This is a genomic window from Bradyrhizobium sp. 25ACV (assembly GCF_054863005.1).
Genome location: NZ_JAVAYO010000005.1, coordinates 401,112 through 424,938, shown reverse-complemented (window position 1 = coordinate 424,938; position 23,827 = coordinate 401,112). Strand labels below are relative to the sequence as shown.

The 23,827-nt window shown below is 65.5% G+C and carries 22 protein-coding genes; 20 read left to right on the top strand and 2 right to left on the bottom strand.

The window, feature by feature from the left end; all coding sequences use genetic code 11:
• Nucleotides 1–105 precede the first annotated feature (105 nt).
• Complete coding sequence (locus tag RAD04_RS14800; RefSeq protein WP_461624345.1) at nt 106–1,107, bottom strand: adenosine kinase; 1,002 nt, start codon at nt 1,105–1,107, stop codon at nt 106–108.
• Nucleotides 1,108–1,233: 126 nt separating this feature from the next.
• On the opposite strand from RAD04_RS14800, the gene murJ reads away from it, so the two are divergent.
• The 16 genes from murJ to RAD04_RS14720 all read left to right on the top strand — a co-directional run bounded on the left by murJ (nt 1,234) and on the right by RAD04_RS14720 (nt 16,401).
• A complete protein-coding gene (gene murJ, locus RAD04_RS14795; protein ID WP_461624344.1) occupies nt 1,234–2,766 on the top strand; it encodes a murein biosynthesis integral membrane protein MurJ in 1,533 nt (510 codons plus the stop codon).
• Between the two features lie 82 nt (nt 2,767–2,848).
• Nucleotides 2,849–3,901, top strand: coding sequence for a tryptophan--tRNA ligase (gene trpS / locus RAD04_RS14790; RefSeq protein ID WP_461624343.1), 1,053 nt, complete (start codon nt 2,849–2,851; stop codon nt 3,899–3,901).
• A gap of 92 nt (nt 3,902–3,993) precedes the next feature.
• The gene (locus RAD04_RS14785) at nt 3,994–4,488 is read left to right on the top strand and encodes a universal stress protein (protein WP_026202179.1); all 495 of its coding nucleotides are present in this window, start codon (nt 3,994–3,996) and stop codon (nt 4,486–4,488) included.
• Nucleotides 4,489–4,773: 285 nt separating this feature from the next.
• On the top strand, nt 4,774–5,343 hold the full coding sequence (locus tag RAD04_RS14780; protein ID WP_461616356.1) for a NifU family protein: 570 nt from the start codon (nt 4,774–4,776) through the stop codon (nt 5,341–5,343).
• 95 nt (nt 5,344–5,438) lie between these two features.
• Nucleotides 5,439–6,134 (top strand): tRNA (adenosine(37)-N6)-threonylcarbamoyltransferase complex dimerization subunit type 1 TsaB, encoded by a 696-nt coding sequence (tsaB, locus tag RAD04_RS14775; RefSeq protein ID WP_461624342.1) that lies wholly within the window; start codon nt 5,439–5,441, stop codon nt 6,132–6,134.
• On the top strand, nt 6,131–6,616 hold the full coding sequence (gene rimI, locus RAD04_RS14770) for a ribosomal protein S18-alanine N-acetyltransferase (RefSeq protein WP_461616357.1): 486 nt from the start codon (nt 6,131–6,133) through the stop codon (nt 6,614–6,616). Before tsaB ends, rimI begins: the two co-directional genes overlap by 4 nt.
• Nucleotides 6,617–6,655: 39 nt before the next feature.
• Entirely contained in the window at nt 6,656–7,111 is a 456-nt protein-coding gene (locus tag RAD04_RS14765; protein ID WP_018319430.1) for a Fur family transcriptional regulator, read from the top strand.
• Nucleotides 7,112–7,189: 78 nt separating this feature from the next.
• On the top strand, nt 7,190–7,867 hold the full coding sequence (locus RAD04_RS14760) for an HAD family hydrolase (protein ID WP_461624341.1): 678 nt from the start codon (nt 7,190–7,192) through the stop codon (nt 7,865–7,867).
• A 191-nt stretch (nt 7,868–8,058) separates the two neighbouring features.
• Nucleotides 8,059–9,453: a tRNA (N6-isopentenyl adenosine(37)-C2)-methylthiotransferase MiaB gene (gene miaB / locus RAD04_RS14755; protein ID WP_461624340.1), complete on the top strand. Its 1,395-nt coding sequence runs from the start codon at nt 8,059–8,061 to the stop codon at nt 9,451–9,453.
• Nucleotides 9,454–9,517: 64 nt separating this feature from the next.
• Entirely contained in the window at nt 9,518–10,516 is a 999-nt protein-coding gene (locus RAD04_RS14750) for a PhoH family protein (RefSeq protein WP_028139517.1), read from the top strand.
• A 60-nt stretch (nt 10,517–10,576) separates the two neighbouring features.
• Nucleotides 10,577–11,086, top strand: a complete 510-nt coding sequence (ybeY, locus tag RAD04_RS14745) for an rRNA maturation RNase YbeY (protein WP_461624339.1) — start codon at nt 10,577–10,579, stop codon at nt 11,084–11,086.
• 1 nt (nt 11,087) lies between these two features.
• Nucleotides 11,088–12,206 carry a hemolysin family protein gene (locus tag RAD04_RS14740; protein ID WP_461616361.1) on the top strand — a complete coding sequence of 373 codons (1,119 nt, stop codon included), beginning with the start codon at nt 11,088–11,090 and terminating at the stop codon, nt 12,204–12,206.
• On the top strand, nt 12,203–13,816 hold the full coding sequence (lnt, locus tag RAD04_RS14735) for an apolipoprotein N-acyltransferase (protein ID WP_461616362.1): 1,614 nt from the start codon (nt 12,203–12,205) through the stop codon (nt 13,814–13,816). Before RAD04_RS14740 ends, lnt begins: the two co-directional genes overlap by 4 nt.
• A gap of 221 nt (nt 13,817–14,037) precedes the next feature.
• Entirely contained in the window at nt 14,038–14,451 is a 414-nt protein-coding gene (locus tag RAD04_RS14730; RefSeq protein WP_018319423.1) for a helix-turn-helix domain-containing protein, read from the top strand.
• 85 nt (nt 14,452–14,536) lie between these two features.
• Nucleotides 14,537–15,694, top strand: a complete 1,158-nt coding sequence (locus RAD04_RS14725; RefSeq protein ID WP_461624338.1) for a M20 family metallopeptidase — start codon at nt 14,537–14,539, stop codon at nt 15,692–15,694.
• Nucleotides 15,691–16,401: a tRNA (guanine(46)-N(7))-methyltransferase TrmB gene (locus RAD04_RS14720; RefSeq protein WP_461624337.1), complete on the top strand. Its 711-nt coding sequence runs from the start codon at nt 15,691–15,693 to the stop codon at nt 16,399–16,401. The genes RAD04_RS14725 and RAD04_RS14720 overlap by 4 nt, the downstream gene beginning before the upstream one ends.
• On the opposite strand, the gene RAD04_RS14715 is transcribed toward RAD04_RS14720, so the two are convergent.
• On the bottom strand, nt 16,398–17,480 hold the full coding sequence (locus tag RAD04_RS14715) for a DUF2336 domain-containing protein (protein WP_461624336.1): 1,083 nt from the start codon (nt 17,478–17,480) through the stop codon (nt 16,398–16,400). The two genes, RAD04_RS14720 and RAD04_RS14715, sit on opposite strands and share 4 nt — an antisense overlap.
• Before the next feature lie 362 nt (nt 17,481–17,842).
• Here RAD04_RS14715 and rimP point away from each other — a divergent pair, with 362 nt between their 5' ends.
• From rimP to infB, 4 genes are all read left to right on the top strand, one after another.
• Entirely contained in the window at nt 17,843–18,598 is a 756-nt protein-coding gene (gene rimP, locus RAD04_RS14710; protein WP_461624335.1) for a ribosome maturation factor RimP, read from the top strand.
• A 2-nt stretch (nt 18,599–18,600) separates the two neighbouring features.
• Nucleotides 18,601–20,211 (top strand): transcription termination factor NusA, encoded by a 1,611-nt coding sequence (nusA, locus tag RAD04_RS14705; protein ID WP_018319418.1) that lies wholly within the window; start codon nt 18,601–18,603, stop codon nt 20,209–20,211.
• 23 nt (nt 20,212–20,234) lie between these two features.
• Nucleotides 20,235–20,918: an RNA-binding protein gene (locus RAD04_RS14700; protein WP_461624334.1), complete on the top strand. Its 684-nt coding sequence runs from the start codon at nt 20,235–20,237 to the stop codon at nt 20,916–20,918.
• A gap of 68 nt (nt 20,919–20,986) precedes the next feature.
• A complete protein-coding gene (infB, locus tag RAD04_RS14695; protein WP_091962215.1) occupies nt 20,987–23,695 on the top strand; it encodes a translation initiation factor IF-2 in 2,709 nt (902 codons plus the stop codon).
• Nucleotides 23,696–23,827 lie beyond the last annotated feature (132 nt).

Sequence of the window (23,827 nt, the reverse complement as noted above, 5' to 3'; positions counted from 1 at the left end):
GGGAATCCAGTACACTGCGGCTTCTCGATTCAATCACAACCGCCTCTGGAATACTGGATCGCCCGGTCGAGCCGGGCGATGACAGCGAGGCTGGTGCCGACTTCCCTAAACCGTCAGGCCGCGCTGCTGGGCCAGCTCCCTCAGCGACACCTGCGGACGCGCGCCGATGTGCTGGATCACTTCGGCGGCCGCGAGCGCGCCGAGCTCGCCGCACTGCTTGTGCGCGAGGTTACGCGAAAGGCCGTAGAGGAAACCCGCTGCAAAGAGATCGCCGGCGCCGGTGGTGTCCACCAGCTTCGTGATCGGCGAGGCCGGGGCTGCGACGGCGTCGGTCGGTGTCACCACCACGCAGCCCTTCTCGCTGCGGGTGACGACGCCGAGATTGACGTCGTTGCGCAGTTGCTTCAGGGCGGTGTCGAAATCCGAGGTCATGTAGAGCGAATGCAGCTCGGATTCGTTGGCGAAGACGATGTCGACGGTGCCGTCGCGCATCAGCGCGAGAAACTCGTCGCGATAGCGGTCGACGCAGAAGGAATCCGACAGGGTCAGCGCCACCTTGCGCTTGGCATCATGCGCGATCTTGGCCGCCTTGACGAACGCGTCTTTGGCGTTCTTGGGGTCCCAGAGATAACCCTCGAGATAGACGATGCCGGCGCCGGCGATCTCGGCCGGATCGATGTCGGCGGGCGAAAGGTCCTGCGCGGCACCGAGATAGGTGTTCATGGTGCGCTCGCCGTCACCGGTGACCAGGATGTAGGAGCAGCCGGTGGCGGGGCCGTCCTTCGCGGCGGGCGTGTTGAAGGCGACGCCGGCAGCGCGGATGTCGTGGACGTAGAGCTTGCCGATCTGGTCGTCCTTGACCTTGCCGACATAGGCGGCGCGTGCCCCCAGGCTGCCGATGCCGACGATGGTGTTGGCCGCCGAGCCGCCCGAGACTTCAGTGGCCGGGCCCATGTCCTTGTAGATGGCAGCCGCCCGCGCCTCATCGATCAGCGACATGCTGCCCTTGGTCATGCCGTGCTTGGCCAAAAAGGCCTCGTCGGTCCGGACAAGCACGTCGAACAGCGCGTTGCCGATGCCGAGAACGTCATATTTCACGTCAGCCATTCACCTTGATCCTGTTTGGCGGATTGCGAACCCTGCGAAAATCCGCTTCCTGTCGGCCTGAAATCTGGCTCGCGGCCTATCACGACCGGGCCTGCGCGGGCAAGCAACGGTATTATAACGGCCTCGATGATCCGCTCCTTCCTGACCGTCTCGACGGGAACATTGGCCTCACGGCTGCTGGGCTTTGCCCGCGATTCCCTGATCGCGGCGCTGCTCGGCACCGGCGCCGTGGCGGATGCGTTCCTGGCCGCCTTCCAGCTGGTCAATGTGGTGCGCCGGCTGCTCAGCGAGGGAGCACTGAATGCGGCGCTGGTCCCGGCCTGGCTGCGCATCCGTGACCGCGACGGCGCGGCGGCTGCGGCGGCGTTCGCCGGGCGCGTGCTGGGCACGGTCAGCGCGGCGCTGATCATAATCTCGATCGGCATTGCCCTGCTGATGCCGCTGATCATGACCGTCATCGCGCCGGGCTTTCTCGGTGCCGGCACGCTCGATCTCGCAGTCCAGAACGCGCGGCTGATGCTGCCTTATCTCGCCTTCGCCGGTCCCGTCACCGTGCTGATGGGCCTGCTCAACGCGCAAGGACGCTTTGCACTCACGGCATTCTCGCCGCTGCTGTTCAACATCGCGCTGATCGCCGCGATCGCTTTGCTGCTGGTCTGGCACGCTGATTCCGGCTTCGCCGCGTGGCTGCTGGCGGCCACGGTCGGCATCGCCGGCCTGCTGCAGCTCCTGATGCTGCTGTCGCAGAGGAGTGCGCGCCTCGCCACGCCTCTGCGCGTTAGTTTCGACAAGGAGATGCGCAGCTTCTTCGCCAAGGCGATCCCCGGCATGATCGCAAGCTCGGGACCGCAATGGCTGATGGTCGCGGGCGCGATCATCGCATCGGCGACGCCGTCCGCGGTGTCCTGGCTCTATTTCGCCAACCGCCTGATCGAGCTGCCGCTCGGCATCGTCGGCGTCGCCATGGGCACCGTGCTGGTGCCGGAACTGACGCGCGCGGTGAGCGGCGGTGACCGTGATGCGGTGGCGCATGCGCAATCGCGGGCGCTGGAGCTTGCGACAGGACTAGCGCTGCCGGCAACGCTCGGCCTGATCGTGCTGGCCGAGCCGATCGTGCGGCTGTTGTTCGAGCATGGCGCCTTCGGTGCAGGGGACAGCGCGGCGACCGCGCATGCCTTGATGTGGCTGGCGCTGGGCCTGCCGGCCCACGTGCTGATCAAGGCGCTGTCGCCGGCCTTCTATGCCCGCAACGACACGATGACGCCGCTGCTCGCGACGGCCAAGGGCTTTGTGGTCGCGGTCGTGCTCGCCGTGCTGCTCGGCCATTTCTTTGGCGCAAGCGGGATCGCGGCGAGCATCGCGGCGGGTGCCTGGAGCAGTGCACTCTCGCTGCTTCGGAAGGGCACCAGTGAATTCGGCTTCTCGATCGATTCTGCCGCGCGAAAACGGCTGCCGCGGATCGTGCTCGCCGCCGCGGTCATGGGTGCCCTGCTCTGGCTGACCACGGGCCTTGTGCCTTCAGACGCGCATGGCCTCGTCCGCTTCGTAGCGCTGGGCCTGCAGATCGGGGCCGGCATCGCGGTCTATGGCCTGCTGCTGCAGATCCTGGGCGCGGCCTCGTGGCGCGAGGCGGTTAACGCCTTGAAGCGGCCCGCCTGACCGGGCTGCGCTTGCGAATTACCCTTGACGGGGCAGCGCCGCTGTTGGAAACGACGGCCGAATACCTATGGGAAGGCTTACCATGCCATTCGTTGAACGGGTCTTTTCGGGCGTCCAGCCGACGGGCAATCTGCATCTCGGCAATTACCTCGGCGCCATCGTCAATTTCGTGAAGATGCAGGAAACCCACAACTGCATCTATTGCGTCGTCGACATGCACGCGATCACGCAAGGCGTGGACGTCTGGGGCGGACCGGCCGAGCTCGCGCGTAACACCCGCGAAGTGACTGCGGCGTTCATCGCGAGCGGCATCGATCCCAAGAAGCACATCGTGTTCAACCAGAGCCAGGTCTCCGGCCATGCCGAGCTCGCCTGGATCTTCAACTGCGTTGCGCGCATGGGCTGGCTCGGCCGCATGACGCAGTTCAAGGAGAAGGCCGGCAAGGACCGCGAGAACGCCTCGGTGGGTCTGTTCGACTATCCCGTGCTGATGGCCGCCGACATCCTGCTTTACCGCGCCACCCACGTGCCGGTCGGCGAGGACCAGAAGCAGCATCTCGAGCTCTCGCGTGACATCGCGCAGAAGTTCAACAACGACTTTGGTGACTCGATCCGCAACCTCGGCGCCAATGACGGGCTGTTCTTCCCGCTGCCGGAGCCCCTGATCACGGGCCCCGCGACGCGGGTGATGAGCCTGCGCGACGGCACCAAGAAGATGTCGAAGTCGGATGCGTCGGACAATTCGCGCATCAATCTGACCGACGATGCCGACACCATCGCGCAGAAGATCCGCAAGGCGAAGACCGATCCGGAGCCGTTGCCGTCAGAGGAGAAGGGCCTCGAAGCCCGTCCCGAGGCCGACAACCTCGTCGGCATCTTCGCCGCTCTCTCCGGCCGCCCCAAGGCGGACGTGCTGCGCGAGTTCGGCGGCGGCCAGTTCTCCAGCTTCAAGAACGCGCTGGCGGAGCTGTGCGTCACCAAGCTGGCGCCGATCGCCGGCGAGATGAAGCGCCTCGTCGCCGACCCCGGCCATATCGATTCGATCCTGAATGAAGGTTCCGACCGGGCCCGCGCGATCGCCGACGAGACGATGAAGCTCTCCAAGGACATCGTCGGCTTCATCCGACCGCGATAGAGACGGTCGGCGCCAGCGCGCCGGCCGCATCTCCTCTCCCCAACCTTGCGGGAGTGTGGCAGCATGCCGGCCGTGCACATGCCGGGACATGCATGACCAGCAAGCGACTTTGCTTCGAGCCGGGTCACAAGCCCAAATGCCTCGTCGTCGTCGACGACACCGCCGAATGGGATCGCGCGGTCTACTATGCCAGTCGCTGGGCGATCCGCGCCGGCGGCGGCGTGGTGATGCTGCGCATCATCGAGCCCGAACAGCAGAGCCAGGAATGGCTGGGGGTCGCCGACATCATGCGCGCGGAGGCGCAGGAAGCGGCGGAGGCCGCGCTCGACCGCGCCGCCGGCCGCGCCAACGGCATCGCCGCGATCACCCCCGAGCGGGTGATCCGCGAGGGTGTGCCGATGGAGCAGCTGCTCGCGGTGATCGACGAGGACCCTGATATCGCCATGCTGGTGCTCGCCGCCAATCCCGGTGCGGAGGGGCCGGGTCCCCTGGTTGCGCTGCTCGCGCATGCCGTCGGAACCTTCCCGATTCCCGTGACCATCATTTCCGGCGCGCTCAGCGACCAAAGCGTGGATTCACTGTCGTAGCGACGGTGCCTCTTACCCTCCCCTGGAGGGGGAGGGTCGATCGTGCGCAGCGCGAGCGGGGTGGGGTGAAGGTCTATCCTCATCGAATACCGCCCGCGTGGAGAGATCACCCTACCTCGGCGCTTCGCGCCGACCCTCCCCCTCCAGGGGAGGCTGAGCAGCGCCCTAACTCACTGAAATTTATGGGCGAAATTGCTCGTTCCCCTTGATCGTGCGTTCTCCGTCGCCATCTGCTAGTGGAGAGAGCACGCGCCGGCCTTGAACCGGCGACGTCTGGAGAAAACCATGTTCATTCAAACCGAAGCCACCCCCAATCCCGCCACGCTCAAGTTCATTCCCGGCCGCGTCGTGGTCGACGGCAGCCCGATGGAATTTGCAAGCCGCGAAGCCGCCACCCGCTCGCCGCTGGCCGAAAAGCTGTTCGAGGTGCCCGGCGTCACCGGCGTGTTCTACGGATCCGACTTCATCACCGTGACCAAGGCGAACGGTGAATGGCAGCAGCTCAAGCCCGCGATCCTCGGCGCCATCATGGAGCATTACATGTCCGGCGCGCCGCTGCTCGCCGACGGCGCGGCTGCTGATGATGCCGATCTCGACGACGAGGACGAGTTCTTCGACGAGGCCGATGCCGAGACGGTCGACATGATCAAGGACCTGATCGAGACCCGCGTGCGGCCGGCGGTCGCCAATGACGGCGGCGACATCACCTTCCGCGGCTTCAAGGACGGCATCGTCTATCTCAACATGAAGGGCGCCTGCTCCGGCTGCCCGTCATCGACCGCGACGCTCCAGCACGGCATCCAGAACCTGCTCAAGCACTTCGTGCCTGACGTGGTCGAAGTCCGGCCGATGTGATCGGTCCGCGAATGGCGAGTAGCGAGTAGCGAATGGCGAATGGCATTCCGATCGGCTAGACTATTCGCCATTCACCACTCGCCATTCGCTTGTCCATGCTGATCCTAGCCATCGATACTGCGCTCGACGCCTGCGCCGCTGCCGTGCTCGACACCGAAACGGCCGAGCTCGTTGCGCAGGAGCAGCTTCTCATGAAGCGCGGCCACGCCGAGGCCCTGATGCCGATGATCGCGCGCGTGATGCAATCGGCCGATCTCGCCTTCACCGCGCTCGACCGCATCGCGGTCACCGTCGGCCCCGGAAGCTTCACCGGCCTGCGCGTCGGCATTTCGGCGGCGCGCGGCCTTGCGCTCGCGGCCGAGCGGCCGGCGATCGGCCTGACCACCTTGTCGGCCTATGCCGCCGCCATCGTCGGCCAGAGCAAATCGGCACCCGTGATCTCCGCGATCGACGCGCGGCACGACCATGTCTATTTCCAGATCGTCGCCGGCGACGGCAGCCAGCTGGTGCGGCCGAGCGTCGCTCCCATCGACGAGGCGATCGCGGCCTCGCAATTCGGCGCGCCGCATCTGGTCGGCAATGCCGCAAACATCCTCGCCGAGCGCTGGCCGAAGGATATCCCCCAGCCGGTCGCGGTCGACGCGCAGCCCGCGCCCGATATCGGCTGGATCGCATGGCTCGGCGGCGCCGCCGATCCCGCGACGAATCCGGCGCGGCCGTTCTATCTGAAGGCGCCCGACGCCAAACCGGCGGCACCGCCGCCATTTGCAGCACAAGCCGCGACCCCATGATGAGATGGCTGTCGGAATGGTGGCGCGGCGGCACCGCCGCCGTCGAGCCCGCATCCGTGCGTGACGCCGCGCAGCTGGCGCAGCTTCACGGCGCCGCCTTCGCGCGCGGCTGGGGCGAGGGCGAATTCGAGAGCATGGTCAGCGAGCACAACACGCTCGTGCATCGGCTGCGCCTCGGCCGCAGGACGGTCGGATTCGCGGTATCGCGGATCGGGGCGGACGAAGCGGAAATCCTCTCGATCGCTGTGGACGAGGCCTATCGCGGCCGCGGCCTCTCCCGCACGCTGCTGATGACCCATCTCGGCCATCTCGCGGGGCGCGGCGTGCGCACAATATTTCTCGAAGTTGAGGAAAATAACCAGCCAGCGCGGCGGCTGTACGATGGGGCCGGATTCATGGTGGTCGGGCGCCGCGAACGCTACTATAAGCAGCCGAACGGGGAACAATTGAACGCCCTTCTGATGCGACGTGACTTGTCGTAACATTGGTGGCAGAAAGCGCCCCCGCCAGGCAGACAAACTATGACCGCACTGAAACCTTCTTCCGCATCCAAGGCGTCCGGCATCGAAGCGCGCTGTGCCGCCACCGGCATGCGCATGACCGAGCAGCGCCGTGTCATCGCCCGCGTGCTCGCGGAGGCGATCGATCATCCCGATGTCGAGGAACTGTACCGGCGCTGCGTCGCCGTCGACGACAAGATCTCGATCTCGACCGTGTATCGCACCGTCAAGCTGTTCGAGGATGCCGGCATCATCGAGCGCCATGATTTCCGCGAGGGCCGCGCGCGCTACGAGCAGATGCGCGACAGCCATCACGACCACCTCATCAATCTGCGCGACGGCAAGGTGATCGAGTTCACCTCCGAAGAGATCGAGAAGCTGCAGGCGGAGATCGCCCGCAAGCTCGGCTACCGGCTGGTCGACCACCGGCTCGAGCTCTATTGCGTCCCGCTCGACGACGACAAGCCGACGTCTTAAGTGGCATGATCTCCGCGCAAACGCGTTTCGCGTTTGTCGCGCGGGAAACCGCTACACACTTTTCCGGATCATGCCTTAGTGCCGATAGACCTCATCATCTTCGATTGCGACGGTGTGCTCGTGGACAGCGAGGTGATCTCCTGTCGCGCGCATGCCGATGTGCTGACGCGGCACGGCTATCCCATCACCTCGGAGCAGGTGCTGGTCCGCTTCCTCGGCGTATCCGAGAAGGACGCGCGGCTGATGGTCGAACAGGAAATCGGCCGTAGTCTTCCGGGTGATCTGGAGCAGCAGATCAGCGCGGCCACGCTGCAATTCTACGCCAGCGATCTGCAGCCGATCACCCATGTGGCTGCGGCGATCGGCGCGATCGATCTGCCCAAATGCGTCGCATCGAGCGGCACGCCGGAGAAGATCACTCACGGCCTGACCTGTGCCGGCCTCTACGACCTGCTCGCTCCGCACATCTTCTCAGCGAGCCAGGTCGCACGCGGTAAGCCCGCGCCCGATCTATTCCTGTTCGCCGCCAAGCAGATGAAAGTCGCGCCGGAACGCTGCCTCGTGATCGAGGACAGCGTCCCCGGGGTAACCGGCGCGTCCGCAGCCGGGATGACCGTGCTGGGCTTTCACGGCGGCAGCCACTGCCCGCCGGGTCACGCCGAAAGGCTGCGCGCCGCCGGCGCCGGATCGACATTCGATGATATGCGGCAATTGCCGGAGCTGGTTCGACGGATCGAGGCGGCCCCCGCGGGCTGATTTCGCCCTTTTTCGTCCTTCCGGGGCACGCGCAGAGCGCGTGAAGCCGGAATCCAGAGGATTTGGCTCGAGATTCCGGGTTCGCGACTGCGTCCCGCCCCCGGAATGACGGCCCAAGAGGCGCCAGTCGCTGGATTTTCGTCCCTCCAACCTATATTTGAGGGCCGTTCTCCACCACAATTCCGGGTTCCATGACGCCGCCGCGCAAGCTGCACATCAAATCATATGGCTGCCAGATGAACGTCTACGATGCCCAGCGCATGGTGGACACGCTGGCTCCGGAAGGATTCGTGGAGACGGCCAGCGCTGAAGACGCCGACCTCGTCATCCTCAACACCTGCCACATCCGCGAGAAGGCCTCCGAAAAGGTCTATTCCGAGCTCGGCCGATTGCGTGTCGCCAAGGACGAGGCCGCGCGCGCGGGCCGCGCGATGCAAATCGCGGTCGCGGGCTGCGTCGCGCAGGCCGAGGGCGAGGAGATCGTGCGCCGCGCGCCTGTCGTCGACGTCGTGGTGGGACCGCAGAGCTATCATCACCTGCCGGAGCTGCTGAAGCGCGCCGGCAACGAAGGCCGCGCGATCGAGACCGAGTTTCCTGCCCAGGACAAGTTCGGCTTCCTGGCTCAGCCCAAGCCCGGCGCGATCCGCGCGCGCGGCATTTCCGCTTTCGTCACGGTGCAGGAAGGTTGCGACAAGTTCTGCACCTTCTGCGTCGTGCCCTATACGCGCGGCTCGGAAGTCTCGCGCCCTGTCGCGAAGATCGTCGACGACGTGAAGCGCCTCGCCGACAACGGCGTGCGCGAGCTGACGCTGATCGGGCAGAACGTCAACGCCTATCATGGCGAGGGACCGGACGGAAAAACCTGGCCGCTCGGCAGGCTGCTCGAGCATCTGGCGACGATTCCCGGCATCGCGCGGCTGCGCTATTCGACCAGCCACCCCCGTGACGTCGACGACAGCCTGATTGCCGCCCATCGCGATCTCGGTGCCCTGATGCCGTTCGTGCACCTGCCGGTGCAATCGGGTTCGGACCGCATTCTGGCGGCCATGAACCGGAAACATACCGCCGATGATTACCGGCGGGTCATCGACCGTTTCCGCGCCGCGCGCCAAGACATTGCTTTTTCATCAGATTTTATCGTGGGTTTCCCCGGCGAGGGCGAGCAAGATTTTCTCGCCACCCTCGCGCTTGTCACGCAAATCGGCTACGCTGCGGCTTATTCGTTCAAATACTCCGCCCGGCCGGGAACGCCGGCCGCGGACATGCAGGAGACGGTGTCCCCCGCCGAGATGGACCAGCGATTGGAGCGGCTCCAGGAACTGATCGACAGCCAGCAATCGGCCTTCAACAAGGCCGCGATTGGCTCAACGGTCGACGTGCTGTTCGAGCGTCCGGCGCGCAAGGACGGCCAGATCGTCGGCCGCACCGCTTTCCTGCAGCCCGCCCACGTGATGGCCTCGCCCGACATCATCGGACAAATCCTGCCTGTCAGGATCGACAGCCTCGAACGCTACAGCTTTCTCGGTGAGCTCGTGACGCCGCGTGGGGCGCGCGAGCCCGCTTTATCGCCAGCCATTGGAGCCTGAACCCTTGCCAAAAAGCGCATCGGATTCGTCTTCTCTCGCTCCCAGCCGCAAATTTGACCGCGACATGCAAGTTCCGCCCGAGACCCAGGTCGTCATCGACTTCGACGACAACCGCGCCGCTTCCGCGCTGGTCGGCCCCTACGGCCAGCATCTGGCGCAGATCGAGCGGCGGCTCGGCGTCGTCGTCGATTCCAAGGGCAACCACATCACGATCGGCGGCACGCGCGACGGCTGCGACGCCGCACGCCGCGTGCTGGAGATGCTCTACGCGCAGGCCGTGAAGGGGCAGGATCTCGACCAGGGCGAGGTCGAGGGCGCGATTCGTGCGGTCATCGCCCAGGGCTCGCTGTTCGAGTTCGATGCCAAATCGGCCAAATCGGCGACCTTCGACAGCATCAATCTGCGCAAGCGCCCGGTGCGCGCGCGCACCGCCGCCCAGGACTCCTATATCCGCGCGCTGAAGCGCCATGAGCTGGTGTTCGGCATCGGCCCGGCCGGTACCGGCAAGACCTGGCTCGCGGTCGCGCATGCCGCGCAACTGTTCGAGCGCAAGGAGGTCGACAAGATCATCCTGTCGCGTCCGGCGGTGGAAGCCGGCGAGCGGCTCGGCTTCCTGCCCGGCGATCTCCGCGAGAAGGTCGATCCTTATCTTCGTCCGATCTACGACGCGCTCTACGATCTCATGGATGCGCGCATCGTCGAGCGCGCGCTCCAGACCGGCGAGATCGAGATCGCGCCGCTCGCCTTCATGCGCGGCCGCACACTCACCAACGCCGCCATCATCCTGGACGAGGCGCAGAACACCACGTCGATGCAGATGAAGATGTTTTTGACGCGCCTCGGCGAGAACAGCCGCATGATCGTGACCGGCGACCCCTCGCAGATCGACCTGCCGAACGGCCAGACCTCGGGCCTGGCCGAAGCGACCCGCCTCCTGGGCGGCGTCGAGGGCATTGCCCAGGTTCATTTCAAAGCCGAGGACGTGATCCGCCACGAACTCGTGGCGCGGATCGTCGCCGCTTACGAAGGCTCGCCGCAGCGGCCGGCCGCCGGCAAATCCTGACGAGGCAACAGCCGGACCCAGAGGGCGCGGATACGGCGCCCTTTCGTCCCAGACAACACAATGTCCCATCCCAACCTTCCCATGACCGAGGTCCTCGTCGTCGCCGATTGCTGGCAGCGCGAGCCCGATTCCGAAGCCGTGATCCAGCGCGCGGTTGCGGCCGCCGCCGAGAGTGTCGACGAAGACGTTGCCGACGCTGAATTGGCGGTGATGCTGACCGATGATGCCGGCATCCGCACCCTCAACAGCAACTGGCGCGGTATCGACAAGCCGACCAACGTGCTGTCGTTTCCCGCACTTCAGCCGGAGGGCGAGTGGAAGCCGGGCGAGGCGCCGCGCATGCTCGGCGATATTGCGATCGCCTACGAGACCATGCGGCGCGAGGCGGACGAGGAACACAAGCCGTTCGACCACCATTTGAGCCATCTCGCCGTGCACGGCTTCCTGCATCTGATCGGCTACGACCACGAGAACGACGGCGACGCCGAGGAGATGGAAGCCCTGGAGACGCAGATCCTGGCTCACCTTGGAATTCCCGATCCCTATGCAGACCGCGCAGGGACGCACTGAGATGCCGGACTCCGACCCGATTCAAGACAACCCGCGCCACACGGCCAATCTGCCGGCCGTGGTGACCCAGGGCGAGGTGATGCGCCCGACCGCCGATGGCTGGCTCCTGCGCGCCATCCGCACGCTGTTCGGCTGGAAGGCGGGATCGGTGCGCGACGACCTCCAGGTCGTGCTCGACGCGACCACGCCCGACGACACCGGCTTCTCGGCGGTTGAGCGCACTATGCTGCGCAACATCCTCAGTCTGCACGAGCGCCGCATCGCCGACGTCATGGTCCATCGCGCCGACGTCGTCGCGGTGAAGCGCGACATCCCGCTCGCCGAGTTGATGGACCGCTTCGAGAGCGCCGGCCATTCGCGCCTCGTGGTCTACAACGAGACGCTCGACGATCCCGTCGGCATCGTCCATATCCGCGACCTGCTCGCCTTCATGACCGCGCGTGCGCGCGTGTCGGAAGCCACCAAGACCAAGCGCAAGAAGCCGCTGCCGGCCGGGCTCGACCTCCGCGCCGTCGATCTGGCGCTGCCGCTCGAGGAAGCACGCATCATCCGCAAGCTGCTCTACGTGCCGCCGTCGATGCGGGCGATCGACCTGCTCGCGCAGATGCAGGCCACGCGCATTCACCTCGCGCTGGTGGTCGACGAATATGGCGGCAGCGACGGGCTGGTTTCGCTCGAGGACATCGTCGAGCAGATCGTCGGCGAGATCGACGACGAGCACGACAGCGACGAGCCGCCCTCGATCGTGCGCCTGCCCGACAATGCCTTCATCGCCGACGCCCGCGCCAGCCTCGACGACGTCCGCTCGGTGATCGGCGAGGATTTCGTCACCGGCGAGGCTGGCGAGGAAGTGGAGACGCTGGGCGGCTATCTCGTCAGTTTCGTCGGGCGCCTGCCGGTGCGCGGCGAGGTGATCTCGGGTCCCGGCAATTACGAGATCGAGGTGCTCGATGCCGATCCGCGCCGCGTCAAGCGGCTGCGCATCTCGACGCGGAAGGAGCGCCCTGCGCCCCGCACCCAGCGCGAGAGCCGGCGCCGCGAGGCTACGCCGGACAGCGGTCAATCGCCGGCCAACGACACGCCCACCCCGCCGCCAAGCGACGGGACCGGCCAACAGTGAGTCCGTTCCAGCGACTTCGGCAGATTGCGCTTGCCATCATCCTCGCCTGGGGATGGAAGCGCGCCGTCATCGCCATGGGGTGCGGAGCGCTGTCGGTGCTGGCGCTGGCGCCGTTCAACCTCTTCCCGGTGCTGTTCATCACCTTCCCGGTACTGGTCTGGCTGATCGACGGCGCCGGCGCCGGACGCTATGGCGGCGTCCCCGCCGCGGCGCTGACCGGCTACTGGTTCGGGCTCGGCTATTTCGTCCCCGGCCTCTACTGGATCGGGTACGCCTTCTTCGTCGAGGCCGATGTATTCGCCTGGCTGACGCCGTTCGCCGTGCTCGGCCTGCCGGCTTACCTGTCCATCTTCACGGCCATCGGCTTTGCGCTGGCACGCCTGCTCTGGACCAAGAACGCCACGCGCGTGCTTGCCCTTGCGGCAAGCCTCACAATCAGCGAATGGCTGCGCGGCCACCTGCTGACCGGCTTTCCCTGGAACGCGTTCGGCTATGCGCTGTCCGAGCCGCTGCCGCTGGCGCAGACGGCCTCGCTGGTCGGCCTGTGGGGCATGACGTTCCTGACGGTTGCGATCTTCGCGAGCCCCGCGACGCTGATCGACCGCACGCCCGATCGCCGCCTGGCGTGGCGCGTGCCGGCGGCCGCAATCGCGCTCCTGGTTGTCATGAGCATCTTCGGCGCGATCCGCCTGTCGCTGCATCCAACCACGATGGTTGCTGGCGCCAAGCTGCGCCTGATGCAACCGAACCTGCAGCAGGACGCCAAATTCAATTACGCCGCCAAGTCGGAGGTGATGAAAAAATATTTGGCGCTGTCGGACCGCGCCTCCGGCCCGCAATCGACCGGCGTGCGCGATGCCACCATCCTGATCTGGCCGGAATCGGCCTTTCCGTTCTTCCTGACCCGCGAAGCAGATGCGATGGCGCAGATCGCCGATCTACTGCCCAAGGGCACGGTGCTGATCACGGGGTCGGTCCGCGCGCCCGACCTGCCGCGAGGCACGCCGATCACGCGTGCCTATAATTCGATCTACGTCATCGATCACGACGGCAGCGTGCTCGCAGTGTACGACAAGTTGCACTTGGTGCCGTTCGGAGAATTTCTTCCCTACCAGGCACTGATGGAGAAGCTCGGTTTCGAGCAACTGACGCGTGTGCGCGGCGGCTTCATTCCCGGCACGGTGCGGCATGCGCTGCAGGTGCCCGGCGCGCCGCCCGCGCTACCGCTGATCTGTTACGAGGCAATTTTTCCCGGCGAGGTGGCTGGACGCAACGAACGTCCGGGCTGGATCGTGAACCTCACCAATGACGGTTGGTTCGGCATTTCGACCGGCCCCTATCAGCATCTCGAGCAGTCGCGCATGCGCGCGATCGAGCTCGGATTGCCGCTGGTCCGCTCCGCCAATACCGGTATCTCCGCGGTGATCGATCCGGTGGGCCGCACCGTCGCCAGCCTCGGTCTCGGCATCGAAGGCATTTTGGATGCAAGCCTGCCTGCTGCGATATCACCGACGGTCTATGCGCGGGTAGGCGATGTGCCGGCCGCCATGCTCGTCGCGCTGGCCGTGATTCTGGCGGTCCGCCGACGTGTCACCAAGCGGAAGGCCTGATCGCGCCGTCGCCGCGGAGGCGGCCGGAAACTTTTGACAACCGTAGTCCGACGGTTGACAGACTGCACATGGGCTCCCCATTCTGCACCGGCTGCAAAAGACAGTGGGCATTGCTAAATTTCTCCGCAATGTTTCCCAATAAGAGGGTCTGATTTGACGATGCTTGCACCTGAGGCACTCCAGTTGATTGCGCTGAAGGTGGTGTTTGGAGGGCTGAGGAAATGTCGAAAGCGCCCAACCCTGTTGACAAATATGTCGGCAGTCGCGTGCGTATGCGCCGCATCATGTTGGGCATGAGCCAGGAAAAGCTCGGTGAAGCTTTGGGCCTGACTTTCCAGCAGATCCAGAAATACGAGAAGGGCACGAACCGGGTCGGCGCGAGCCGCATCCAGCAGATCGCCGAAATTCTCCAGGTGCCGGTGTCGTTCCTGTTCGAGGGCGGCCCGAGCGGCGTGCCGGGTCCGGATGGCTTCAGCGAAGGCGCCTCGCCTTCCTATGTGTCGGACTTTCTCGCGACGTCCGAAGGACTTGCCCTGACCAAGGCGTTCACGCGAATCACCGATTCGAAGATGCGCCGCTCGATCGTCGATCTCGTCGAGCAGATTGCGGCTCGCGAAGGTCCCGACAAGCGCTGATCGCCATCTCAATGGCGATTTGAGACCGCGTCAAATCTGGCCTATGTCGTCATTCGTGGCCGCGCTTTGATGCGCGTCCGCTTCGATGATGCGATTCAAAGGCACAGATGCGTCCATGGCCAGCTCCAATTGGTTCGATTCCCAAACTATTCTCGATGGCATCCGCCGCTGGGTGGAGGTCGAGACGCCGACGGAAGCGCCTGAACAGGTCAACAGTCTGATCTCCATGGTCGCGGAGCAATACCGCGATCTGCCGGTCACGCTCGAACGCGTCGCCGGCGTCGATGGCTGCGGCGATCATCTCATGGCGCGCTCGAATTGGGGGCAGGACCGGCCGGGCATCCTGGTGCTGAGCCACCTCGATACCGTTCATCCCATGGGATTCATCGAGCGCCTGCCGTTCAAGGTCGAAGGCGACGTCGCATACGGTCCCGGCATCTACGACATGAAGGGCGGCGCCTACATCGCCCATCACGCGTTTGCCGCGCTGTGTGCCACAGTCGATCGCTCGCCGCTCGGCATCACGCATTTGTTCACCTCCGACGAGGAGATCGGCAGTCCCACCTCGCGCGCACTCATCGAGACGGAAGGGCGCAAGGCCAAATACGTGCTGGTGACGGAGCCGGCGCGCGATGGCGGCAAGATCGTCACTGGACGCAAGGGCGTCGGACGCTTCAAGGTGTTCATCAAGGGCGTGCCCGCGCATGCCGGCTCGCGGCCGGAAGACGGCCGCAGCGCCGTGCGCGAGCTTGGCAACGTCATCCTCGCTCTGGAAGGGATGAACGACCTGACACGCGGCGTCAGCGTCAATGTCGGCGTGGTGCGTGGCGGCACGCGTCCCAACGTCACACCGGAAGACGCCTATGCCGAGGTCGATCTGCGCGTGCTGAGCCTCAAGGACGCAGAGGAGTTCGTCGGCAAGATCCTTGGGCTGACGTCGAAGACCGACGGCGTCACCGTCACCGTCACCGGCGAGCTCAACCGTCCGCCCTACGAGAAGAGCAACGCGGGCGCCTCGCTGTACGAACATGCGAAGACGCTCGCCGGCGAGATCGGCTTCGAGCTGGTCGACACCCACACCGGCGGCGGCTCGGACGGCAATTTCACCGCGGCCCATACCGCGACGCTCGACGGACTCGGCGTCGACGGCAAGGGCGCGCACACTCATTATGAGCAGCTCTATGTCTCCTCGCTCGCGCCGCGCGCGCGGCTGCTCCATCGCCTGTACCAGACGCTGCGATGAGCGAGCGCAAATCAGACCCCGATCGCGATGACAGCGAGCGCGCGTTCTTCGGGCGCCGCAAGGGTCACAAGCTCAGGCAGCACCAGGCCGAGCTGATTGGTCAACTGCTGCCGCATCTGGCGCTCGACATCCACGGTGAGACGCCGGCGGATGCAAGCGAGATCTTCGATCCCACCGCCGACGATGTCAGGCTCGAGATCGGCTTCGGTGGTGGCGAGCATCTCGCGGCCGAGGCACAAAGCTTCGCCACGACAGGCTTCATCGGCTGCGAGCCCTATGTCAACGGCATGGCCAAGATCCTCGCGCAGATCGAGGCCGCCAACATCGGCAACATCCGCCTGTTTGCTGGCGATGCCGCCGAGCTGCTGGCCTGGCTGCCCAAGGCATCGCTGTCGCGGATCGACCTGATCCATCCCGATCCCTGGCCGAAGCGGCGGCACTGGAAACGACGCTTCGTCCAGGACAGGACCATCGCCGCGATGGCGCGCGTGCTGAAGCCGAACGCCGAATTCCGCTTCGTCTGCGACATCGACGATTACTGTGCCTGGACGCTGTCGCATCTTGCGCGTTCGCAGGATTTCGTCTGGCTTGCCGAACGCGCTGACGACTTCAGGCAGCCATGGGCGGGCTACACCATGACGCGCTACGGCCGAAAGGCCGCACGCGAAGGACGGAAGGCTGCGTATTTGCGATTCAGACGACTCTAGATCGTCTGCCGGTTGCGCCAGAAATTCACGACGCGCTCGGCGGTCGTCGGCATCAGGCGCGTGAAGTTCACGCGCGCCGCCTCGATATCGGCATCGGCCGGCGTGCGGTGCGGACCGTACCAGAGCAGGATGAGCGCGCGCACCGTGGGCCAGCCGAGATTCAGCACGCGGCCGAGAATGAGGATCGGGTCGTAGCGGTCGCCTGCGATCAGGCGGTCGAGCACAGAGAGGCGAACGCCGGACATCGCCGAAAGCGAGGCGATCGATTCCTCGTATTTGTTCGCCTTGGCGAAGCCGAGCAGTGCGCTCTCGCCGAGATGGCCCTCGCGATGCAACGCCAGCACCGTGCGCTGTGCCGCGGAGAAATCGCGCCGCGGTCCCGGCGGCCGCGCGGCCTCCTCGATGGCCACCATCGCGCGCTTGATCTCGACCTGGCGCACGGGATTGACCACGCTGGAGAGCCGGCGGCGGATGACGTCGAGCGTGCCGTCGAGAAGCTGTTTCAGGTTCTCGCCCGAGAGATCACGGCGCTGGCCGATCTTGAGCGTCAGCACGCCGTCCTGCGCCGCACGCTTGATCAGCTCGGAATAGCTGCCAGGCGAGAACACCGCACCGGCATTGCCCGCGGCGCGGCGCACCACGTCGCGATCGCCGCGCTCCACCAGCACGTCGGTGATGACGGGAGACAAAGCGGGGCGCTCCGTCATCGCCAGCAGATGCCCCTGACCTTTCAGCCGCGCAATCTCGACCAGCGCGGCGTCATCGAGCACGGGGGAGTGGCGCAGCACTGGACCTGCGACCGCGATTTCGTTTTCGCGCGCGAGCTGATTCACCAGATGCAGCGGAGCATTGTTCAACCGCGAGAAGCGCTCGGCGAGGTCGACGCGCGAGGCAAGCTCCGCATGCGGGACGAGATCGATCAGGAGGTTGTCGAAGAGATCGATGAGCTCGGGCCGAAGATTGGCGGAATCCTGGAAGAACAGCTCGGAGATGGCGCGCGCGATTTCGCCGCGTCGCCGCGGATCGCCGCGTTTGACGATATCGTCCAGTCCGGGAATGAGCGACGTGGCAACGGTCATGAAAACGCAACTCGTAGGGGGCACGCCGCGGGCGCGCCCTTGGTCCAAGCCGCCCCACAATCAGGGAATTTAGCTCCCCGAGGTGAAGGAAGCGTTAGGCCCGGGGCGCCGCGAATCGGGCGCAAAAAGCCTCGTCTGGCCCGCGATGGGCCTTGTCCGGGGGGACAGAAAGCGCTATATCAGCGCCAATTCATCTTCTCATACGATCCGCGTAGTGAGAGTGGGCCCGAAAGGACCCGCTCTTTTTTATTACCCGAACGCGGCTTGGCGGAAGATGCGGCCCGACGCGCTGTCGGGAAGTTCCGAAGCGGGCTTTGAAAATCGTAACCAAGCCTTAACCATCGAGCGCCTTGACCCCTGATATGACCGAACCGAACACTGGTTCCACGGATGCCGAGTTGCTGGCCGAGCCGAGGCTCGTGGTCGAGCCGGGCGTGGCGGCACGTGTGTCTGCGGTCGCCGCGCCGGTGCTCGAGGGCATGGGTTACCGGCTGGTGCGGATCCGCATTTCCGGGGAAGCCGGCTGCACCGTCCAGATCATGGCCGAGCGGCCTGACGGCTCGATGCAGCTCGAGGATTGCGAGGCGATCTCGCGGGCGCTGTCACCCGTGCTCGACGTCGCCGACCCCATCGATCGCGCCTATCGGCTGGAAATTTCCTCGCCGGGGATCGACCGGCCGCTGGTTCGCCGTTCCGATTTCGAGCGCTATTCCGGCCATCTGGTGAAGATCGAGATGGCGGTTGCCCATGAAGGGCGCAAGCGGTTCCGCGGCATGATCGGTCCGGTCGAAGGCGATCGCGTGCATCTGCGTCGCGACGACGTCAAGGCGGGCGACGATGCCGACGTGCTCCTGACGATGGAGGATATCGGCGAGGCCCGCTTGGTGCTGACCGACGAGCTGATCGCGGAATCGATGCGCCGCGGCAAGGCCGAGGAGCGCCAGATGCGCCGCGATCTCGGCATCGAGCCGCCACAGGCGCCGCACGCCGAGATCAGTGCGAAAACCACCAAGAACATCAAGCCGAAGAAGAAGCCGGCCCCGACCAATACGAAGAAGCATCGCCTGGCCGCCGAACGCGCGCGACGGGGCGAGATCGAGCCTGACGAAGGAGACTAGCCATGGCAGTCAGCGCCAATCGACTTGAGTTGCTCCAGATCGCCGATGCCGTTGCGCGCGAGAAATCGATCGACCGCGGCATCGTCATCGCGGCGATGGAGGATGCCATCGCCAAGGCGGCCCGCGCACGTTACGGCAGCGAAACTGATGTTCATGCCGAGATCGACCCGAAGAAGGGCGAGCTGCGGCTGTCGCGCCACATGCTGGTGGTCGAGAAGGTCGAAAACCATTCCAACCAGATCTCGCTGGTAGACGCGCAGCGCGCCAATCCCGGCGCCCAGGTCGGCGACACCATCGCCGACACCCTGCCGCCGCTGGAATATGGCCGCATCGCGGCGCAATCGGCCAAGCAGGTCATCGTGCAGAAGGTGCGCGAGGCCGAGCGCGACCGGCAATATCAGGAATTCAAGGATCGCATCGGCGACATCGTCAATGGCGTCGTCAAGCGCGTCGAATACGGCAGCGTGATCGTCGATCTCGGTCGTGGCGAAGCCATCATCCGCCGTGACGAGATGTTGCCGCGCGAAGTCTTCCGCAACGGCGACCGCGTCCGCGCCTACATCTTCGACGTCCGCCGCGAGACGAGAGGTCCGCAGATCTTCCTCTCCCGCACCCATCCGCAGTTCATGGCGAAGCTGTTCGCGCAGGAAGTGCCGGAAATCTATGACGGCATCGTCGAGATCAAGGCGGTTGCCCGCGATCCGGGCTCGCGCGCGAAAATCGGCGTGATTTCCCGCGATTCCTCGGTCGATCCGGTCGGCGCCTGCGTCGGTATGCGCGGCTCGCGCGTGCAGGCCGTGGTGAACGAATTGCAGGGCGAGAAGATCGACATCATTCCGTGGTCGCCCGACATCGCGACCTTCGTGGTCAACGCGCTGGCGCCAGCCGAAGTGTCCAAGGTCGTGATCGACGAAGACCGCGAGCGCATCGAGGTCGTCGTGCCCGATACCAACAACCAGCTCTCGCTGGCGATCGGTCGCCGCGGCCAGAACGTGCGTCTGGCCTCGCAACTCACCGGCTGGGATATCGACATCCTGACCGAGCAGGAGGAATCGGAGCGCCGCCAGGCCGACTTCGAGAACTCCACCCGCGTCTTCATGGAATCGCTCAACGTCGACGAAGTGGTCGGCCAGTTGCTGGCGTCCGAAGGCTTCACCTCGGTCGAGGAACTCGCCATGGTGGACCTCAAGGAACTCGCCGGCATCGAGGGCTTCGACGAGGAGACCGCGCAGGAGCTCCAGAGCCGTGCCCGCGAATATCTCGAGCAGCAGGAAGCTGAGATCGAGGCCAGGCGCAAGGAGCTCGGTGTCGAGGACGCCGTCAAGGACGTCCCCGGTGTCACCTCCAAGATGCTGGTGAAGTTCGGCGAGAACGACATCAAGACGGTCGACGACCTCGCCGGCTGCGCCACCGACGATCTGGTCGGCTGGACCGAACGCAAGGAAGGCGGCGAGCAGACCAAGTTCCCCGGCGCGCTCGACGGTATCGACATCTCCCGTGACGATGCCGAGGCGATGATCATGCAGGCCCGCGTCAAGGCCGGCTGGATCACCGAGGCCGATCTGGCCAAGCCCGCTGAGGAGGCTGAGGCCACCGAAGATCAGCCGGCTTAAGGGCAAAGGAGAATGTCGCCCGGATGCTCATCGATACTGACCCCGAACTTGACCATGGCCCGCGGACCGAAAGGTCCGCGACCATGCGGATGTGCGCGGTCAGTCGGCAGGTCCGGCCGATCGACGAGCTGATCCGCTTCGTCATTTCGCCGCAAGGCGACGTAGTTCCAGATCTCAAGCGCAAGCTGCCCGGACGCGGCATGTGGCTCACCGCCTCACGCGGGGTGGTTGCGGAAGCCGTCCGGCGTCACCAATTTAGCAAGGCCTTCAAGCGCGAGCTGCGCATCCCTCAGACGCTTCCTGCCGATATCGAGGCGCTCCTGGTTCGGAGCGTGACGGAAGCCCTTGGGATCGCCGCCAAAGCGGGCCAGGTCGTGGCCGGCTTCGGCAAGGTCGAAAGCGCCCTTCGGGAAGGCACGGCCGGGGTCCTGATCCACGCCAGCGACGGGGCCGCGGACGGAATCCGCAAATTGGACATGCTGGCGCGTCAAAATGCCGGAAATCGCGGCGCCAAGCCGCAGATTCCCGTCGTTACCGCGCTGAAATCGTTAGAATTGGATTTGGCACTGACCCGGTCAAATGTGATACATGCTGCCCTGCTCGCGGGCCCGGCGAGCAAGTCATTCCTGTCACGTAGCCAGATGCTGGTCCGATACCGGATGGCGGACGATGACAAGACTGCCGAAAAGCCCGGCCAGGATTTCTGAGAGACAGACGACCCGATAGGACGGTGCGGCAACGCACAACACTGATAAATCAGGATTAGGACTGCTGAATGGTTGATACCAAGACCCCTGACGACAAGAAGCTGAGCGTTCCGAGCAAGACGCTATCGCTCAAGCCGCGCGTCGAAACGGGCACTGTCCGCCAGAGCTTCAGCCATGGCCGCAGCAAGCAGGTCGTGGTCGAGAAGCGCGGCAAGCGCCGCATCGACGGCAGTGCCGAACCGCAGGCTCCCACGGTCGTCGCGAAGCCGGCGCCGGCCGCGCCAACTCCGACGCCCGCTCCGTCGCGCCCTGCGCCGCCGCGCAACGCCGGATCCGGCGTGGTGCTGCGCACGCTGACCGAGGACGAACGTTCCGCCCGCGCCAGCGCGCTGGCCGATGCCAAGGTGCGCGAAGTCGAAGAGCGCCGCCAGGCCGAGGAAGAGGCCCAGCGCCGCGCTGTTCGCGAAGCCGCTGAACGCGTCGAGCGCGAAGCTGCCGAATCCCGCCGCAAGGCCGAGGAAGAGCGTCACCGTCACGAGGACGAAGCCAAGCGCAAGGCAGAGACCGAGGCCAAGAAGCGTTTTGGCGAAGGCGAGCAGCCGGCATCCGCGCCGCGCCCCGCAGCCGCCGCCCCGGCCACTCCGGCGCCGCGCACCGGCGCCCCCGCCGCGCGCCCCGGCACCACCACGGCACGCCCGGGAACATCGACCGCGCGCCCCGGAACGACCACAGCGAGACCGGCAGGTGGCCCGTTGGGCCGCGCTCCCGCGGTTGCTGCCGGCCCGGACGAGGACGATGGTCCTCGCCAGATCCGCCGCGGTCCCGGCGGCGCCGCGCGTCCCGTGGTGGCCCCCAAGCCCACCCACAAGCCCGGCCCGCAGAAGGAGCGCGGCCGCCTGACCGTCGTCACCGCGCTCAATGCCGACGAAGTCCGCGAGCGCTCGATCGCCTCGTTCCGCCGGCGTACCCAGCGCCTGAAGGGCCACGCCTCGAACGAGCCGAAGGAAAAGCTCATCCGCGAGGTGGTCATTCCGGAAGCGATCACGATCCAGGAACTCGCCAACCGCATGGCCGAGCGCGCGGTCGACGTCATCCGCATGCTGATGAAGCAAGGCGCGATGCACAAGATCACCGACGTGATCGACGCCGACACCGCGCAGCTCATTGCCGAAGAGCTCGGCCACACCGTCAAGCGCGTTGCTGCGTCCGACGTTGAAGAAGGTCTGTTCGACGCCACCGACGATTCGACCGACACCGAGACCCGTTCGCCCGTGGTGACCGTCATGGGTCACGTCGACCACGGCAAGACTTCGCTGCTCGACGCGCTCCGTCATGCCAACGTCGTCTCCGGCGAGGCCGGCGGCATCACCCAGCATATCGGCGCCTATCAGGTGCTGTCGCCCGAAAGCGGCAAGAAGATCACCTTCATCGACACGCCCGGCCACGCCGCGTTCACCGCGATGCGCGCCCGCGGCGCCAAGGTGACCGACATCGTCGTGCTGGTGGTTGCGGCCGATGACGGCGTCATGCCGCAGACGATCGAAGCCATCAACCACGCCAAGGCGGCGCGGGTGCCGATCATCGTTGCCATCAACAAGATCGACAAACCCGACGCCAAGCCCGAGCGCGTGCGCACCGAGCTGCTCCAGCACGAGGTGCAGGTGGAATCCTTCGGCGGCGAAGTCGTCGACGTCGAAGTGTCCGCCAAGAACAAGACCAATCTCGACAAGCTGCTCGAGATGATCGCGCTCCAGGCCGATATCCTCGACCTCAAGACCAATTCGGAACGGCCGGCCGAGGGCACAGTGATCGAAGCTAAGCTCGATCGCGGCCGCGGTCCGGTCGCGACCGTGCTGGTCCAGCGCGGCACGCTCCGGGTCGGCGACATCATCGTCGCAGGCGCCGAGATGGGCCGCGTCCGCGCGCTGATCTCGGATCAGGGCGAGACCGTGCAGGAAGCAGGTCCGTCGGTGCCGGTCGAAGTGCTCGGCTTCAATGGTCCTCCGGAAGCCGGCGATCGTCTCGCCGTGGTCGAGAACGAAGCCCGCGCCCGCCAGGTCACCAGCTACCGTGCGCACCAGAAGCGCGAGAACGCGGCTGCCTCGATCTCCGGCATGCGCGGCTCGCTCGAGCAGATGATGTCGCAATTGAAGACCGCGGGCCGCAAGGAATTCCCGCTGATCATCAAGGCCGACGTGCAGGGCTCGCTGGAAGCGATCCTCGGCTCGCTGGAGAAGCTCGGCACCGACGAAGTCGCAGCCCGCATCCTGCATGCCGGCGTCGGCGGCATCTCGGAATCCGACGTGACGCTGGCCGAAGGCTTCAACGCCGCGATCATCGGCTTCTCGGTTCGTGCCAACAAGGAGGCCGCTGCGGCCGCCAAGCGCAACGGCATCGAGATCCGCTACTACAACATCATCTACGACCTCGTGGACGACGTGAAGAAGGCGATGAGCGGCCTGCTCGCGCCAACCTTGCGCGAAACCATGCTCGGCAATGCCTCGATCCTGGAGATCTTCAACATCTCCAAGGTCGGCAAGGTCGCCGGCTGCCGCGTCACCGACGGCACCGTGGAACGCGGCGCCAATGTGCGCCTGATCCGCGACAACGTCGTCGTGCACGAAGGCAAGCTGTCGACGCTGAAACGCTTCAAGGACGAAGTGAAGGAAGTCCAGTCCGGTCAGGAATGCGGCATGGCCTTCGAGAACTACCACGACATGCGCGCAGGCGATGTCATCGAGTGTTATCGCGTGGAGACGATCCAGCGCTCCCTGTAAGTCCAAATCTTACCGAAGCGACTGGATCTTTTTGAGCTGAAATTGCGGGAGTGCGATGGTCGGATTTATTCCGGCCATCGCACCGCATTCGTTTCAACAGGACAAATGACAATGCTCGTGTCCCAAGCGCGG

Bases quoted from the DNA above. Each gene is read 5' to 3' on its own strand.
- tsaB (WP_461624342.1), top strand. From the start codon at position 5,439: ATGCTGATCCTAGCCATCGATACTGCGCTCGACGCCTGCGCCGCTGCC.
- RAD04_RS14715 (WP_461624336.1), bottom strand. From the start codon at position 17,480: ATGACCGTTGCCACGTCGCTCATTCCCGGACTGGACGATATCGTCAAA.
- ybeY (WP_461624339.1), top strand. From the start codon at position 10,577: ATGTCCCATCCCAACCTTCCCATGACCGAGGTCCTCGTCGTCGCCGAT.
- infB (WP_091962215.1), top strand. From the start codon at position 20,987: ATGGTTGATACCAAGACCCCTGACGACAAGAAGCTGAGCGTTCCGAGC.
- RAD04_RS14700 (WP_461624334.1), top strand. From the start codon at position 20,235: ATGCTCATCGATACTGACCCCGAACTTGACCATGGCCCGCGGACCGAA.
- RAD04_RS14725 (WP_461624338.1), top strand. From the start codon at position 14,537: ATGATGCGATTCAAAGGCACAGATGCGTCCATGGCCAGCTCCAATTGG.
- RAD04_RS14780 (WP_461616356.1), top strand. From the start codon at position 4,774: ATGTTCATTCAAACCGAAGCCACCCCCAATCCCGCCACGCTCAAGTTC.
- murJ (WP_461624344.1), top strand. From the start codon at position 1,234: ATGATCCGCTCCTTCCTGACCGTCTCGACGGGAACATTGGCCTCACGG.
- nusA (WP_018319418.1), top strand. From the start codon at position 18,601: ATGGCAGTCAGCGCCAATCGACTTGAGTTGCTCCAGATCGCCGATGCC.
- rimI (WP_461616357.1), top strand. From the start codon at position 6,131: ATGATGAGATGGCTGTCGGAATGGTGGCGCGGCGGCACCGCCGCCGTC.
- RAD04_RS14720 (WP_461624337.1), top strand. From the start codon at position 15,691: ATGAGCGAGCGCAAATCAGACCCCGATCGCGATGACAGCGAGCGCGCG.
- RAD04_RS14730 (WP_018319423.1), top strand. From the start codon at position 14,038: ATGTCGAAAGCGCCCAACCCTGTTGACAAATATGTCGGCAGTCGCGTG.
- rimP (WP_461624335.1), top strand. From the start codon at position 17,843: ATGACCGAACCGAACACTGGTTCCACGGATGCCGAGTTGCTGGCCGAG.
- trpS (WP_461624343.1), top strand. From the start codon at position 2,849: ATGCCATTCGTTGAACGGGTCTTTTCGGGCGTCCAGCCGACGGGCAAT.
- miaB (WP_461624340.1), top strand. From the start codon at position 8,059: ATGACGCCGCCGCGCAAGCTGCACATCAAATCATATGGCTGCCAGATG.
- RAD04_RS14800 (WP_461624345.1), bottom strand. From the start codon at position 1,107: ATGGCTGACGTGAAATATGACGTTCTCGGCATCGGCAACGCGCTGTTC.
- RAD04_RS14740 (WP_461616361.1), top strand. From the start codon at position 11,088: ATGCCGGACTCCGACCCGATTCAAGACAACCCGCGCCACACGGCCAAT.
- RAD04_RS14765 (WP_018319430.1), top strand. From the start codon at position 6,656: ATGACCGCACTGAAACCTTCTTCCGCATCCAAGGCGTCCGGCATCGAA.
- RAD04_RS14785 (WP_026202179.1), top strand. From the start codon at position 3,994: ATGACCAGCAAGCGACTTTGCTTCGAGCCGGGTCACAAGCCCAAATGC.
- RAD04_RS14750 (WP_028139517.1), top strand. From the start codon at position 9,518: ATGCAAGTTCCGCCCGAGACCCAGGTCGTCATCGACTTCGACGACAAC.